The organism is Stenotrophomonas sp. Marseille-Q4652, from assembly GCF_916618915.1.
Taxonomy (GTDB): Bacteria; Pseudomonadota; Gammaproteobacteria; order Xanthomonadales; family Xanthomonadaceae; genus Stenotrophomonas.
Genome location: NZ_CAKAKE010000001.1, coordinates 1,043,824 through 1,058,444, shown reverse-complemented (window position 1 = coordinate 1,058,444; position 14,621 = coordinate 1,043,824). Strand labels below are relative to the sequence as shown.

Genomic DNA, 14,621 nt, shown 5'->3' with positions numbered 1-14,621 from the left:
CGGGCGCGCCTTCGATCGGGGCCGGCCGCACCGGGGCGATGGCCGCGGGCCTGGCCACGTTGTTGACAGGACGGGTAGCGGGCGCCGGCAGCGCGGCCGGGGCCGCACCGGCGGTCACCTTCGCGTCGCTGCCGGGGAATACCGGATCGGCCGCGTCGGCGAGGATGATCACCATCACCCGGCGGTTGCGGTTGCGGCCTTCCAGGCTGTCATTGGCATCGCGCGGGCGGAATTCGCCGTAGCCGACCATCGCCAGCCGGTCGGGGCGGATGCCCTGGTCGGCGAACAGGTGGACCACGGAGGCCGCGCGCGCGGCCGACAGCTCCCAGTTGGACGGGAACTGCGCGGTGGCGATCGGCACGTTGTCGGTGTGACCTTCCACGCGCACGCCGTTGGGTGCGTCGACCAGCACCTGGGCCAGCTTGGACAGGGTCTGGCGTGCGTGCGCATCGAGCGCGGCCGAGCCGGTGCCGAACAGGATGTCGCTGTTGATCTCGACCTCGATCCACAGCTCGGTGCGGCGCACGGTGATCATGCCGCGGTCGATCAGCGGCGCCAGTGCGGCGGTGAGCTGGCCGGCAATGCGGCCCAGCTGGCGCTCGGCGCGCTGCAGCTGCTCCTGGTTGTGCATCGACACCGGCATGCGCATGTGCGAGGCCATCGACGGCAGCTGGGTCTGGTCGCTGAGCACGGTGTTGCTGGCCAGGTTGGGCGAGTGGATCGCCGACGGGCTGTCATGCCCGCCACCCTGCAGCTGCAGGTTGCCGACGGGCACCTGGGTGACCGTGCGCGGCGCACCACCGAAGGCGGCGGTCAGTGCGTCGGCCATCACGCGGTACTTGCCCTCGTTGACCGAGGAGATGGCGTACATCACCACGAAGAAGGCAAGCAGCAACGTCATCAGGTCGGCGTAGGGGATCGCCCACGCCTCGTGATTGGTGTGCTCTTCGTGGTGCCTGCGACGTGCCATGTCAGTCCAGGAACCCGGACAGGTTGTTCTCGATGTTGCGCGGGTTCTCGCCGTGGGCGATCGAGATCAGGCCCTCGATGAACATCTCGCGCTCGCGCGTGGTGCCGGCGATCACGCCCTTGAGCTTGGCGGCGATCGGCAGGAACAGCAGGTTGGCCGAGGCGATGCCGTAGATGGTCGCGGTGAACGCGGCGGCGATACCGTGGCCGAGCTTGCTCGGGTCGGCGAGGTTCTTCATCACCGCGATCAGGCCCAGCACCGCGCCGATGATGCCCAGCGTCGGCGCATAGATGCCCATGCCCTCGAACACCTTGGTCGCGGCCAGGTTCCGCTGTTCTTCCGAGCCCAGTTCGATCTCCATCATGCGGCGGATGGCTTCCGGCTCGACGCCGTCGACCAGCAGCTGCAGGCCCTTGCGCACGAACGGATCGTCCTGAGCCTCGACATGGGCCTCCAGGCCCAGCAGGCCCTGGCGGCGGGCAATCGTGCTCCACTCGACGATCTGCTCGATCAGCCGCCTGCGGTTGCTTGCCGGCGGACGGATCACCCACGGCACGATCCGGAACGCGTGGCGGAAGATCGCCGGCGAGGTGTGGACCAGGATCGCGGCGAGGGTGCCGATGATCACGATCACGAACGCGGCCGGCGACCACAGCGAGGACAGGCCGGCGCCCTTGAGGATGCTGCCGCCGACCAACGAGGCCAGCGCGAGGAAAAGTCCGATGAGGCTGAGTCTGTCCATGTATCGGGGTATCGGCAGATGTGAAGAAAAATTGAGACCCCGGCATGCCGGCGTCCCTTCGTGGCGCCCCTCAGTCGGAGGAGCGCAGGCCGTCCACGTCCAGGATCAGGGCCATGCGGCCGTCGCCGATCAGGGTGGCGCCGGCATAGCCCTTGAGGCCGCGGAGGGCGCGCGGCAGCGGCTTGATCACCACTTCCTCGCGGCCACGCACCTGGTCCACGACCAGGCCGAAGCGGGCTTCGCCGGCCTGCAGCACCACGATGGTCAGCAGCGGGGTCTGCACCGCATCCACGCTCAACCAGCGGCGCAGGTCCACCAGCGGCAACGTGTGTGACTTGCGGTCGAGCACAGCGCGGCCGTCGAACCAGCCCAGCGCGGTACTGGGCGCATGCAGCACCTCGACCACGCGGGCCAGCGGCAGGGCGTAGACGTCCTCGCCGGCCTGCACCAGCAGGGTCGGCAGGATCGCCAGGGTCAGCGGCACGCGGATCAGGAAGCGGCTGCCACGGCCGAGTTCGGACTGGATCTGGATCTGTCCGCTCAGCTCGCGGATGCGCGACTGCACCACGTCCATGCCGACGCCGCGGCCGGAGATGTCGGTGACTTCCTGCTTGGTCGAGAAACCGGGCAGGAACACCAGGTGCAGGCACTCCTCGCTGCTCAGGCGGGCGGCGGCTTCCGGATCGAGCAGCCCCTTCTCGCGCGCCTTGGCACGCAGCCGTTCCGGGTCGATGCCGGCGCCGTCGTCCTGCACCTCGATGCTGACGTAGTCACCTTCCTGCTGCGCCGACAGGCGCACGTGGCCGCTGGGCGGCTTGCCGGAGGCTTCGCGCAGGTCCGGCATCTCGATGCCGTGGTCGATGGCGTTGCGCACCAGGTGCACCAGCGGATCGGCCAGGGCCTCGACCAGGTTGCGGTCCAGCTCGGTGTCAGCGCCGATCAGCTCCAGCTCCACTTCCTTCTTCAGGTTGCGGGCCACGTCGCGGGCGACCTTGGGGAAGCGCGAGAACACCTTGCCCACCGGCTGCATGCGGGTGCGCATGACCGCCGACTGCAGGCGCGCGGTGGCGATGTCCAGCGTGGACACGGCGCGGTCCAGTTCCTCGTCCTTGAGCCGGGAGCGCAGGGTCTTGAGGCGGTTGCGCGAGAGCACCAGCTCGCCAATCAGGTTGACGATGGCGTCCAGGCGCTTGGTGTCCACGCGCACGGTGTGCTCGGCCTCGGCGGCCGGCTTGGCTGCGGGCTTGGACACCGGTGCCGGGGTGGCGCGCGGGGCAGGCACGGGCGCCGGCGCCGGGACCGCCGCCAGCGGCTTGGCGCCGGGCGCGGCACCGCCGTGCAGCTGGTCAAGCAGTGCCTCGAATTCGTCGTCGGTGATCATGTCACCGCCCGCGGCAGGCGCCGGGGCGGCCGGCTTGGCACTGGGCGGGGCCTTGCCATGCAGCTGGTCGAGCAGGGCCTCGAACTCGTCGTCGGTGATCAGGTCGCTGCTCGACGACGCGGCCGGCGCGGGCGCGGCAGCCACCGGCTGCGGTGCGGCCGGTGCGGCGTTGACGTCGAACTGGGCGATCAGTTCCGGTGGCGCGTGTTCGGGTTCGGTGCCGGCGGAGACGGCGTCGAGCATGGCCTGCAGCCAGTCCAGCGACTGCTGGGCGGCATCGAAGTGATGCGCCTGCAGTTCCGCCTGGCCGGAGCGGGCCATGCCCAGGGTTTCCTCGGCGGCGTGGCACAGCCCGACCATGGCATGGATGCCAAGGAAGCCGGCACCCCCCTTGAGCGTGTGGAAGCCGCGGAATACCGCGTTGAGCTGTTCGCTGTCCTGTGGCGCCTGTTCCAGCGACACCAGCTGTTCGCCGAGGCGATCCAGGATCTCCTGGGCCTCGACGATGAAATCGGCGGCAATGTCGTCGGGTACGGCGCTCATGTCGTTACAACCCCAGGTCGGAAAGCAGGTCGTCGGCGTCGTGCTGCGACACCGCGTGGCGGTCCAGGCCGCCGACGGCGGGACCGGCAAGGCCGGCCTTGCCGGCTTCTTCCTTGCGCGGCGGCAGGCCGAGTTCGCCGAAGCCCTCGTGCACGCGGCGCACGATGCCCACGACGCGGCGGATGATCTGGCCGGTCAGGTCCTGGTAGCTCTGTGCCAGCGCCATCTCGGTCAGGTTGTGGCGGATCTGGTCGACAAGGTGGCCCTGGTCCTCGCTCAGGCCGCCGTCGCGCAGCTGGCCGGCGAGGGTGCGGCACTGTTCGGCCAGGTCCAGGGTGCGGTGGGTGGCCTGTTCGGTCATCGCCACCACGTGGTCCAGGCGCGCGCAGGCATCGTCCAGCTCGCCGCTGTCGGTCGGCAGGCGCGGCAGTTCGCCCAGCGCCTGGCCCAGCTCGCGGGCCAGCCGGCTCAGGCCGGCCATCATCGGCTGCTGGCGCAGGGCGGCCAGCGCGTCGATCTGCTCGCGCCAGGCGGCTTCGTCGCCGTTTTCCAGGGCAGCCAGCGCATCCTGCAGCCGGCCGATCAGGGCGGATCTGTGGTCGGCGGCGTTCATCAGGCGCCTGCCAGCCGCTCGAAGATCTTGCCCAGCTTCTCTTCCAGCACCTGGGCGGTGAACGGCTTGATGATGTAGCCGTTCACGCCGTTCTGGGCGGCCTCGATGATCTGCTCGCGCTTGGCTTCGGCCGTGACCATCAGCACCGGCAGGGTCTTCAGGGCGTCGTCGGCGCGGATCGCCTTGAGCAGCTCGATGCCGGTCATGCCCGGCATGTTCCAGTCGGTGACCACGAAGTCGAACGGCTGGCTGTGCAGCAGGGCCAGGGCGGCATTGCCGTCCTCGGCTTCAGCGGTGTTGTTGAAGCCCAGGTCGCCCAGCAGGTTCTTGACGATGCGCCGCATCGTCGAGAAGTCGTCCACGATCAGGACCCGCATGTTCTTGTTCAAATCTGATTCCTCGTTCAATGGTCCTCGAGGCCGGCATCGGCCGCCTCGAAAATCTTCAGTCGGCCACGCAGGCGGAGCACTGCCTGGCCGTGGATCTGGCACACGCGCGATTCGCTGACGCCGAGCACGGCGCCGATTTCCTTCAGGTTCAACTCCTGCTCGTAGTACAGCGACAGCACCAGCTGTTCGCGTTCGGGCAGGTGGCTGATCGCCTCGGACAGGGCGCTGCCGAACTGGCTGCGCTCCAGCAACTGCTGCGGGTTGGGGCCACCGCGGGCGATGGTGTCCAGCTCGCCGTGGTCCTCGACGCGCGATTCCAGGCTCAGCACCTGGCCGCGTGCGGCGTCTTCCATAAGCCGCTGGTATTCGGACAGCGGCATGTCCATCGCGGCGGCCACCTCGGTGGCGCTGGCGGCACGGCCGGTTTCCTGCTCGAGCCGGCGGATGGTGGCGGCGGCGTCACGGGCACGGCGGTGCACCGAGCGCGGCACCCAGTCGCCACGGCGGATCTCGTCGATCATCGAGCCGCGGATGCGGATCGAGGCATAGGTCTCGAACGAGGCGCCCTGGTCGGCGTCGTAGCTGCGCGAGGCCTCGATCAGGCCCATCATGCCGGCCTGCACCAGGTCGTCGATCTCCACGCTCGCCGGCAGGCGTGCGGCCAGGTGGTGGGCGATGCGGCGGACCAGGTCACCGTGCTGGGTGATGCACTCGGTGGCGCTGCAACGCTGCACCTCGCGGTACTGGGCGGCGGCCTTCATGCCGTCACCCCGCGATGGATGATGCGCTCCAGGAAGAACTCGATGCCGCCACGCGCTTCGGTCGGCGGCTGCCAGCGCGCGGTGCGGGCAGCCATTTCCTTGATCGCCATCGACGCGGGCGCGGCGGGATACGCCTTCACCACCGGCTGCTGGCGCTGCACGGACAGCCGCAGCCAGTCGTCCTGCGGTACTGCGCCCAGGTAGTTGAGCGATACGTCGGCGAGGAATTTCTCGCACACGCGGACCAGCTTGTCGTAGAGCATGCGGCCCTCCTGCGGGTCGCGGACCATGTTGGCCACCACCTGGATGCGGTCCACCCCGCGCTCGCGCGAGAGCACCTTGATCAAGGCGTAGGCGTCGGTGATCGAGGCCGGCTCGTCGCAAACCACCACCACGGTGTCCTGCGCGGCCTGGCAGAAGGTCAGCACGCTGTCGGTGATGCCGGCGGCGGTGTCGATGATGAGGATCTCGACCTCGCGCTCCAGCTCGGAGATCACGTCGACCAGGCCGGCGTGCTCGGCGCGACCAAGGTCGGCCATGTGCCGGCGACCGGAAGCGGCGGGGATCACCAGCAGGCCGGCGGGGCCTTCGATGATCACTTCCTCCAGCGTGCAGCGGCCGGCGACCAGGTCAGCCAGGTTGAAGCGCGGCTGCAGGCCAAGGATCACGTCAACGTTGGCCAGGCCGAGGTCGGCGTCCAGAAGCAGCGTCTTCTTGCCCAGCTCGGCCAGGGCCACGGCCAGGTTGGCGGCGATGTTGCTCTTGCCCACGCCGCCCTTGCCGCCGGTGATGGCGATGCTGCGCACGGCTCCGAGCGGCTGCCGGCGCGTGGCCGACAACGGGAAGGTGGTGGTCAGCTTGGCGTACTCACGCGACTGCATGGTTGAACTCCGGGTTGCAGGGCATATCGGCAGCGCGGCGCAAATCTTCAAGGCGAAGTACGAGGTTGGCGGCGCTGGCGCGATGCAGGTCGTCCGGTACGTCCTGGCCGTCGGTCACCCAGGTGATCGGCAGGCGGTGGTCGACCGCGATCGACAGGGCGCTGCCGAAGCGGCTGGTCTCGTCCAGCTTGGTCAGCACCAGGCCCTGCGGGTTGGCCGCACCGAAGCGACGCACCACCTCGTCCATGTCCTGGAAGCTGGTGTTGGCCGGCAGCACCAGCTGGGTGCTGACGTGGCCGGAGGCACGCAGCCACTGCAGCTGGGCAGCCAGGCCGCGGTCACGCTGGCCCAGGCCGGCGGTATCGATCAGCACCAGCTTGTAGTCGGCCAGGCGGTTCAGAAGCTGGCTCAGGTTGGTACCGCTGTTGGCCTCGTGCACGGCAATGCCCAGGGAGCGGCCAAAGCCGTACAGCTGCTCACGGGCACCGATGCGCTGGGTGTCGGTGGTGACCAGGGCCACGTCGCGGGCGGCATGGGCTTCGGCGAAGCGCGAGGCCAGCTTGGCGATGGTCGTGGTCTTGCCGGCGCCGGTCGGGCCGACCAGGGCGAACACGCCACCGGCTTCGATCGGGTCGACCGGGGTGATCGGCAGGCGGCGCGAGACCAGGCCCAGCATCAGGCCGCGGGCACGGTGCAGTTCGGTGTCGGCCGGGATTTCCATGGCCACGTCGCGGGCCAGGCCGGCGTCGAAGCCATACTCGTCCATCAGGTCCATGGCCTGGGCACGCACCGGGCAGCCACGCAGGCGCTCGTCGGTGAAGCGGCTCATCTCGCGCTCGATCATCTGGCGCATGACCGTCAGCTCCTTGCGCATGGCGGCCAGCTGGCCGTCTTCGCGGGGGGCCGGCACCGCGCTCAGGGTCGGGGCGGCAGTGCGTGCGTCAGCCGGGGCCTGCTCGATGGCCGGCGAGGGCGCTGCCACCGGGGTCGGCTCGACGAACGGGCGCTGCGGAGCTTCCGCGGCACGTTCGGCGATGTTCGGCGACGGCGCGGCCGGGGTGCGCTCGGCGAAGGCCGGCAGCGGAGCGGGCTGGGCATGTTCGCCAAGGCTGCGCGGTGCGGCGACCGGCTCCAGCGGCAGGTAGCTGGCCTCGTCGAGGAACGACGCCGGCTGCTGGAAGCTGCGCGGCGCTTCCTGGCGCGGCGACGGGGTCGGTTCGTGCAGGGCGTGGCCGGTCGGCGCGTGGCGCGGTTCCGGTGCAGCGGCCGGGGCCGGGCGGGCGAACGACGGCAGCGGCATGTCTTCCAGCGGCGGGTCGATCTGGAAGCGCGCGCGGTTGAGCGGGGCAGCCGGGGCGGCGGCCGGACGCGGCGCCTGGCGGGCGAATCGGTCAGCCGGCAGTGCCGGCGGATCCTCGTCGGTGGAGGGCAGGGTGGCGAAGTCCTGCACCGGCACGCTGACCGCCGGGCGAATGGCCGGGCGCGGCTTCAGCAGCGAGGCGAAGCGGCTGGTGAAGCCGGATTCGGCCGGCGCTTCCACGGTGCGGCCGGTGGCGCCGACGGCGGCGCGGGCCAGGGCGGCCACGGCCGAGGTGGTCGGGGCCACGGGTTCCGGCTCGGGCGACCTGCGGCGGGTGACCGCGGCGATCATCGCCTCGGCGGCGCTGCGCGGCTTGGCCGGTGCGGCCGGCTTCGGGCGGGAGGCCTCCAGGGCGCGCTGCACGACTTCCTCGTCGTAGTGCGCGGCGGCGACGATCTCCACGCCCTCCTCGATTCGCCGGTTGGACAGGATGACCGCGTCAGGACCGTGTTCCTTGCGCACCAGGTTCATGGCGGAGCGCATATCGGAGGCGACGAAACGTTTGATTTTCATGCTGTGGTACCGGGAAAGTTGAATTCTGTTTGCCAGTGGGGCGCGTGGGCTCGCGCTGCCGGGTCATGCGGATGGAGCGGGTGTTGCGGGTGACCGTTTTCCGACGCTGCCGCCGGAATCCGGTCGCCGTCAGCTGATGGTTCCGACCAGCTTCAGGCGCTTGTCTTCGGGGACCTCGCTGTAGGCCAGGACCGAGAGCGCCGGGACGCTGTGCCGGACCAGTCGCGCCAGCGCGGCGCGGACCTGACCGGGCACCAGCACGACGGCTGGCTCGTTCTTGGCTTCCTGCTTGCTGACGCATTCGGCCAGGCTCTGGTGCAGACGCTCGGCCAGACCGGGTTCGAGCGCGGCACCATTGCCTTGAGTGGATTCCTGCAAGACGCGTTCCAGTTGCGGGTTGAGGGTGAAAACCGGCAGTTCCTGCGACATGCCCGCGATTTCCTGGACGATGAAGCGGCCGAGCGAGTTGCGTACCGCGGCGGTGAGGCTGGCCGGGTCCTGGGTGAGCGGGGCGTTCTCGACCAGCGCCTCGACGATCTTGCGCAGCTGGCGCACCGGGATGCGTTCGACCAGCAGGTTCTGCAGCACCCGCACCACCACCGACAGCGGCAACGACTTGGGCGTGAGGTCTTCCACCAGCTTGGGCGCGGTCTTGGCCAGGTTGGCCAGCAACTGCTGCACTTCCTCGTGGCCGAGCAGTTCGGGCGAGTGCTCGCGGATCAGGTGCGACAGGTGGGTGGCGATCACGGTGGCCGGATCGACCACGGTGTAGCCCAGCGATTCGGCATGGGCGCGCTGGTGCGGCTGGATCCAGGTCGCATCCAGGCCGAAGGCCGGGTCCTTGCCGGGAATGCCGTCCAGGGTGCCGATCGCGCTGCCCGGGTCCAGGGCGAGTTCGCGGTCCGGCAGGATTTCGGCGGTAGCCACCGGCACGCCGTGGATCAGCAGGCGGTAGCCGGCGGCAGGCAGTTCCAGGTTGTCGCGGATGTGGACCGACGGAATCAGGAAACCCATGTCCTGGGTCAGCTTGCGGCGCACGCCCTTGATGCGCGCCATCAGTTCGCCACCCTGGCTGGCGTCGACCAGCGGGATCAGGCGGTAGCCGACTTCCAGGCCCAGCGGATCGACCGGGCGCAGTTCGTCCCAGGTCAGTTCGGCGGTGGGCGAGGGCTGGCCACCGGCCAGCGGCAGGGTGTTGGGGCCGGCGGCGCCGACCACGCCGGCACTCGCCTTCTCCTTCTCGGTGACCTGCTCGCGCTTCCACAGTTTCCATGCAAGGAAGCCGAGGATCGCGGCCAGGCTCAGGAAGGCCATGTTCGGCATGCCCGGGACCAGGCCGACCACGCCGAGGATGGCGGCGGCAATGGTCAGCGCACGATGCTGGCCGAAGACCTGGCCCATCATCGCCTGGCTCATGTCCTGCGCGCGCGAGGCACGGGTAACCAGCATGGCCACCGCCGAGGACACCAGCAGTGCCGGCAGTTGCGCCACCAGGCCGTCACCGATGGAGAGCAGGGTGTAGGTGGCGGCGGCGTCGCCGAACGGCATGCCGTGCTGCAGGACGCCCACGGCCAGGCCGCCGAGCAGGTTGATGAACAGGATCAGGATGCCGGCGATCGCGTCGCCGCGGATGAACTTGCTGGCACCGTCCATCGCGCCGTAGAAGTCGGCTTCCTCGCGGACCTCCTCACGGCGGGCCTTGGCTTCCTCGCGGGTCAGCAGGCCGGCGTTGAGGTCGGCGTCGATCGCCATCTGCTTGCCGGGCATGGCGTCGAGGATGAAGCGCGCGGTCACTTCCGACACGCGCCCGGCACCCTTGGTGATCACCACGAAGTTGATGATGGTCAGGATCGCGAACACCACGATGCCGACTGCGTAGTTGCCGCCGATGACGAACTCGCCGAACGCGGCGATCACCTTGCCGGCCGCTTCATGGCCGTCCTGGCCATTGAGCAGGATGACGCGGGTGGACGCCACGTTCAGCGCCAGCCGCAGCATCGTGGTGACCAGCAGCACGATCGGGAAGATGGTGAAGTCCAGCGGCCGCTTCACGTAGACCACGGCCAGCAGCACCATCAGCGAGATGGCGATGTTGAAGGTGAACAGCGCATCGAGCACCGGCGCGGCCAGCGGCACCACGACCATCGCCAGCAGGGCGAGCACGATCAGCGGCGCGCCCAGGCCCTGGCGCACCATCTGCAGCATGCGCCGCACGTTCATCCCTTCGGTTGCGGGCTGGGCGCTCATGGGCGGGCCCCCGGGGCGAACTCATCGATATCCACCACCGGCTGGGACGGCATGGGGCCTCCACGCCAGGTGCGCAGCTGGTAGACGTAGGACAGGACCTGGGCGACGGCCGAATACAGTCTCACGGGGATTTCCTTGCCGAGTTGGCCTTCCCGATACAAGGCGCGTGCCAAAGGCGGCGCCGAGACAATGGCGACCTTGTTGCCGGTGGCGACTTCGCGGATGCGCAGGGCGACTTCGTCCACCCCCATGGCCACGACCGTGGGCGCATTCATCTTGCCGCCCTCGTACTTGAGCGCGACCGAGTAGTGGGTCGGGTTGACCACCACCACGTCGGCGGTAGGCACGGCTTCCATCATCCGGCGCTGCGACATCTGCTGCTGCAGCTGGCGGATGCGGCCCTTCACTTCCGGGCTGCCTTCCGCCTCCTTCATTTCGCGGCGCAACTCCTCGCGGGTCATCTTCAGCTTCCGCATCCAGTTCCACTTCTGGTACGGCGCGTCGATGACGGCCAGCAGGGCCATGGCACCCGCGGTGGACAGCACCAGCTTCAGGGTGAAGCCCAGGCCGTCGATCACCGCCCGCTCCAGCGGCTCGTGCAGCAGGGCGCGCAGGCCGTCGATGCCGTGCCACACGCACAGGCCGGCGGCGCTGGCGACGAAGACCACGCGCAGCAGCGACTTGATGAATTCGGCGATGGCTTCCGGGCCCCACAGGCGCTTGAGGCCGGACAGCGGGTTGAGGCGCTTGAAGTCGGGCGCCATGGATTTGGCGGACCAGCGCAGCCCGCCCATGATCGCCGGGGCCAGGAAGCTGGCCAGCAGGCAGATCACCAGCAGCGGCAGTACGGCCAGCATCAGCTGGGCCATCAGTTCGCCCACGTGGCCGAACATTTCCCGCGGCACGTGGCGCAGGGTGGGCTCGGGCGACAGCGCCTGCCGCATCCAGTCCTTCGCGCCGCGCGCCATCGAGCCGGAGTAGGCCATGAACGCCAGCACGCCGGCGCCGAACACGGCCGCGGTGGCCAGTTCGCGCGAACGCGGGATGTTGCCCTGTTCGCGGGCTTCGCGAAGGCGTTTTTCGGTAGGAAGTTCGGTTTTTTCGCCGGCTTGTTCGTTTTCGGACATCGGGGGCACGCACGGGCGGGATGCCCGTGCTCGTGCAAGTTCCGTTCCGTTGGCGCGCCGGCGTGGCGGCGAAGGGGATCAGCGCCGCGATGGCGCACGGCTGGCCGTCATTGCCGGCCGCTTCGGTGGCCGGGTCAGGCTGTCTCGGGTTCCGGCTCGATCGCCAGTTCCACGCGGTCGCGGCCGGCGTCCTTGGCGCGGTACAGGGCCAGGTCGGCGCGTGCCAGCAGTTGCTCGCCGGTATCGCCCGGGCGCAGCCAGGCCACGCCGATCGAGCAGGTCACCGCCAGCTCCATGCCATCGCCGATGGCGTATGGCGCGCAGGACAGCAGCCGGTGCAGGGCCTGCAGGCGCTGCTGCGCCTTCGGCGCCAGGCCGGGCATGACCACCAGCAGCTCCTCGCCACCGTAGCGGCCGACGCTGTCGCGGCCCCGCAGGTCCTCGCGCAGGCGCCGGCCGACGCCGGCCAGTACCGCGTCGCCGGCCAGGTGGCCGTGCTGGTCGTTGATGCGCTTGAAATAGTCCAGGTCGATCAGCGCCACCGCCAGTGGCGTACCGGCCGCCTGGCTGGCCAGCATTTCCCCGTGCAGCACTTCAAGGATGCCGGAGCGGTTGAACAGGCCGGTCAGTTCGTCGCGGCTGGCCTTGATCGCAAGGGCGGCACGCGCCTTCTCCAGCTCCCGCTTGTCGTGCTCCAGGTCGCGGGTGCGCTCGGTCACCAGTCGTTCCAGCCGGTTCTTGATCCGCAGCAGGCGGCGCATGCGCCAGCGCCAGGCCAGCGTCAGCAGGCCGCCACCGGCCAGCAGGTAGATCAGCAGCGCCAGGCGGGAGCGCCACCACTGCGGCAGTACCTCGAAGGCCAGGGTCTGGATCCCGCTGGCGGTGCGCTCACGCACGTCCAGTGCCTGCACCTCCAGCACGTAGCGTCCGGGCGCACCCAGGGTGTAGGTCAGCCGGCCCTGGCTGGTGGTCATCCACTGCGACTGCAGCCCGCGCAGGCGGTAGCGGAAATGGATGCGGTCCTCGCCGCCGACGGTGCCGGGCGTGGAGAAGGCGAAGTTGATCGGGTCTTCCGACCAGGGCAGGCGAACGTCGGCATGCAGCGGCTGGCGGCCACGGCTGGCGTGGCTGATCTTCAGGTGCAGTGGATGCCGGGCGAACAGCTGGCCGGGGTCGCGGATCTGGGTCAGGCCCAGGCTGCTGCCGATCCAGATGCTGCCATCGGGGTCCTCGAGAATGGCCGCTTCGGAGATGTCATCCCACAGCAGTCCCTCGGACTGTGTGACGCGCACCCACTGCCCGTCGCGCAAGAGGTCCAGGCCCTGGGAGCTGCCGATCCAGAGCCAGCCGCGGCTGTCATGGCGCAGCAGGTAGGGCATGACGTTGTCGATCAGCGGGTCGGAGACCGGCTCCACTGCCAGCAGGTTGTCGCCGTGCAGCACGCCCCGCCACAGCCCTGTTCCGTTGCGCGAGAGCCAGGCGTCGCCGTTGGGGCCGATGCTGACCTTGGTAAAGATCATGCCGGGCGCGCCGTCGACCTCGAGCTTGCGCCACTGGCCCTGCAGGCGGCGGTAGATGCCGCTGGTGGTGGTGAGCCATACATTGCCATTCCGGTCGCGGCCCAGGTCGGTCGAATCGACTGCCGGCACGCCGGCTTCGGGCTGTGGCTGGTGCTGCCCCGGGGCGACGGCAAACAGGCCTTCGCGCGTGGCGATCCACAACGTGCCGCCGGTGTCGGCCAGCATGGCGCGGACCTGTCCCGGCAGCACCGTGACGTCGCGGGTGACCCCGTCGGCCGGGTCGCGGCGGACCAGGCGACCTGAAGACAGGCCTGCCCAGAGTGCACCGTCGGGGGTGCTGGCCATGCGCAGCAGCTGGCGCAGCGGCTGGCCGTGTTCGTCGACCCAGGGCAGGATCGCGCCGGTGGCCGGATCCATGCGGTTGCCGCCCATGTCGCTGCCGATGAACAGCTCGCCGCGGGCGTCGCGCAGGGCACTCCAGGTGGGGCCGGTCGCCAGGCCGTCGGCCTCGCTCCAGTGCAGCAGCACCCCGTAACCGAGCAGGCGCTGGATGCCCAGGCCGCGGCTGCCGATCCACAGGCGGTGCGCATGGTCGACCAGCATCGCGCTGGGAGCCGGCGTGACCGCCTGGCCACGGGTGCGGCTGAAGATCTCCCACCGGCTGCCGTCCCAGCGGCCCACGCCGTTGTCGATACGGGTGAGGATCCGCCCCTTCGCATCCTCGACCAGGTTGGTGCCGTTGTTGACGATGCTGAAATCACTGCCGGCCGGCGCGGGATGGTTGTAGAAGCGGCGGCTGCCGGGCTTGCGCGAGATGACGTGACGTTCGCCGCGGACCCAGAGCGTACCCTGCCGGTCGCGCATCAGCGCGATCCAGCGGTCGGCCGGAACGCCCTGGGTGGTGCCATAGCGCCGCAGCCTGCCTTCGGCATCGCGCCTGCACAGCTCCGTGCCGCAGCCTGACCAGACTTCGTCGTCATGCGCCAGCAGGGCAGTGCTGGCGGGGAAAGGGGTTCCGTCGCTGGCCTTGAGCTGTGTGACCTGCCAACGGCCGTCGCCGGCGACCTGGACTTCCAGGACCCGGTCGCGGGACTGCACGAGCACCGCATCGCCCCAGGGCGTGATCGCCTGGCCGACGTCGGCGGAAATGGTCTGGTCCCCGTCAAGCACCGGTGCAAAACGCCGGCCGTCGCCCATGAACAGGCCGGTAGCGGTACTGACCCATAGCCGGCCCCTGGTGTCCTGGGCCACGGCGGCGACCATCGTGGCCATCAGCCCCTCGTTGGGACCGATGGCCTGGAAGGTCTCGCGCTCGTAGCGGTGCAGGCCCAGCTCGGTACAGGCCCAGACCGTATGCTCGCGGTCCTCGAACAGGCAGTTGACCGTCAGCCCCTGCAGGCCGTCAGCCTGGGTGTAGTTGCGGAACGTCACGGTCTGCGCGCCCGCCTGGCCGCCCAGCGCCAGGCAAAGCAATGCCAGCCACGCCAACGCGCGGAGCCTGGATCGCCGGGGCAGAAGGAAACGCACGCGCTGGGCTCGGGTCCTGTTCGTCTTCCAGGGCACGCTTGTCGCGC

The 14,621-nt window shown here is 69.7% G+C and carries 10 protein-coding genes and 1 pseudogene; all 11 read right to left on the bottom strand.

Annotation, left to right across the window (positions count from 1 at the left end; genetic code table 11):
* Positions 1 to 94: 94 nt before the first annotated feature.
* Positions 95 to 970: pseudogene (gene motD, locus LG380_RS04875) on the bottom strand (flagellar motor protein MotD); the annotation flags it as partial.
* Position 971: 1 nt separating this feature from the next.
* The gene (locus tag LG380_RS04870) at positions 972 to 1,712 is read right to left on the bottom strand and encodes a flagellar motor protein (RefSeq protein ID WP_225763850.1); all 741 of its coding nucleotides are present in this window, start codon (positions 1,710 to 1,712) and stop codon (positions 972 to 974) included.
* 70 nt (positions 1,713 to 1,782) lie between these two features.
* Positions 1,783 to 3,636 (bottom strand): chemotaxis protein CheA, encoded by a 1,854-nt coding sequence (locus LG380_RS04865; protein ID WP_225763849.1) that lies wholly within the window; start codon positions 3,634 to 3,636, stop codon positions 1,783 to 1,785.
* Positions 3,637 to 3,640: 4 nt separating this feature from the next.
* Positions 3,641 to 4,249, bottom strand: a complete 609-nt coding sequence (locus LG380_RS04860; RefSeq protein ID WP_225763848.1) for a protein phosphatase CheZ — start codon at positions 4,247 to 4,249, stop codon at positions 3,641 to 3,643.
* Entirely contained in the window at positions 4,249 to 4,638 is a 390-nt protein-coding gene (gene cheY / locus LG380_RS04855) for a chemotaxis response regulator CheY (protein ID WP_225763847.1), read from the bottom strand. Before cheY ends, LG380_RS04860 begins: the two co-directional genes overlap by 1 nt.
* Positions 4,639 to 4,652: 14 nt before the next feature.
* Positions 4,653 to 5,399: an RNA polymerase sigma factor FliA gene (locus tag LG380_RS04850; RefSeq protein WP_225763846.1), complete on the bottom strand. Its 747-nt coding sequence runs from the start codon at positions 5,397 to 5,399 to the stop codon at positions 4,653 to 4,655.
* Positions 5,396 to 6,280, bottom strand: coding sequence for a MinD/ParA family protein (locus tag LG380_RS04845; RefSeq protein ID WP_225763845.1), 885 nt, complete (start codon positions 6,278 to 6,280; stop codon positions 5,396 to 5,398). The genes LG380_RS04850 and LG380_RS04845 overlap by 4 nt, the downstream gene beginning before the upstream one ends.
* Positions 6,267 to 8,153, bottom strand: coding sequence for a flagellar biosynthesis protein FlhF (flhF, locus tag LG380_RS04840; protein ID WP_225763844.1), 1,887 nt, complete (start codon positions 8,151 to 8,153; stop codon positions 6,267 to 6,269). Before flhF ends, LG380_RS04845 begins: the two co-directional genes overlap by 14 nt.
* A 129-nt stretch (positions 8,154 to 8,282) precedes the next feature.
* Positions 8,283 to 10,373: a flagellar biosynthesis protein FlhA gene (gene flhA, locus LG380_RS04835; RefSeq protein WP_225766449.1), complete on the bottom strand. Its 2,091-nt coding sequence runs from the start codon at positions 10,371 to 10,373 to the stop codon at positions 8,283 to 8,285.
* A 23-nt stretch (positions 10,374 to 10,396) separates the two neighbouring features.
* Positions 10,397 to 11,527 (bottom strand): flagellar biosynthesis protein FlhB, encoded by a 1,131-nt coding sequence (flhB, locus tag LG380_RS04830; RefSeq protein WP_225763843.1) that lies wholly within the window; start codon positions 11,525 to 11,527, stop codon positions 10,397 to 10,399.
* A gap of 134 nt (positions 11,528 to 11,661) precedes the next feature.
* A complete protein-coding gene (locus tag LG380_RS04825; protein WP_225763842.1) occupies positions 11,662 to 14,535 on the bottom strand; it encodes a ligand-binding sensor domain-containing diguanylate cyclase in 2,874 nt (957 codons plus the stop codon).
* Positions 14,536 to 14,621: the final 86 nt, after the last annotated feature.

What these genes read in the sequence shown, in the direction of transcription:
- LG380_RS04860 (WP_225763848.1), bottom strand. Translation starts at nt 4,249, where the DNA reads ATGAACGCCGCCGACCACAGATCCGCCCTGATCGGCCGGCTGCAGGAT.
- flhB (WP_225763843.1), bottom strand. Translation starts at nt 11,527, where the DNA reads ATGTCCGAAAACGAACAAGCCGGCGAAAAAACCGAACTTCCTACCGAA.
- LG380_RS04865 (WP_225763849.1), bottom strand. Translation starts at nt 3,636, where the DNA reads ATGAGCGCCGTACCCGACGACATTGCCGCCGATTTCATCGTCGAGGCC.
- LG380_RS04845 (WP_225763845.1), bottom strand. Translation starts at nt 6,280, where the DNA reads ATGCAGTCGCGTGAGTACGCCAAGCTGACCACCACCTTCCCGTTGTCG.
- flhF (WP_225763844.1), bottom strand. Translation starts at nt 8,153, where the DNA reads ATGAAAATCAAACGTTTCGTCGCCTCCGATATGCGCTCCGCCATGAAC.
- flhA (WP_225766449.1), bottom strand. Translation starts at nt 10,373, where the DNA reads ATGAACGTGCGGCGCATGCTGCAGATGGTGCGCCAGGGCCTGGGCGCG.
- LG380_RS04870 (WP_225763850.1), bottom strand. Translation starts at nt 1,712, where the DNA reads ATGGACAGACTCAGCCTCATCGGACTTTTCCTCGCGCTGGCCTCGTTG.
- LG380_RS04850 (WP_225763846.1), bottom strand. Translation starts at nt 5,399, where the DNA reads ATGAAGGCCGCCGCCCAGTACCGCGAGGTGCAGCGTTGCAGCGCCACC.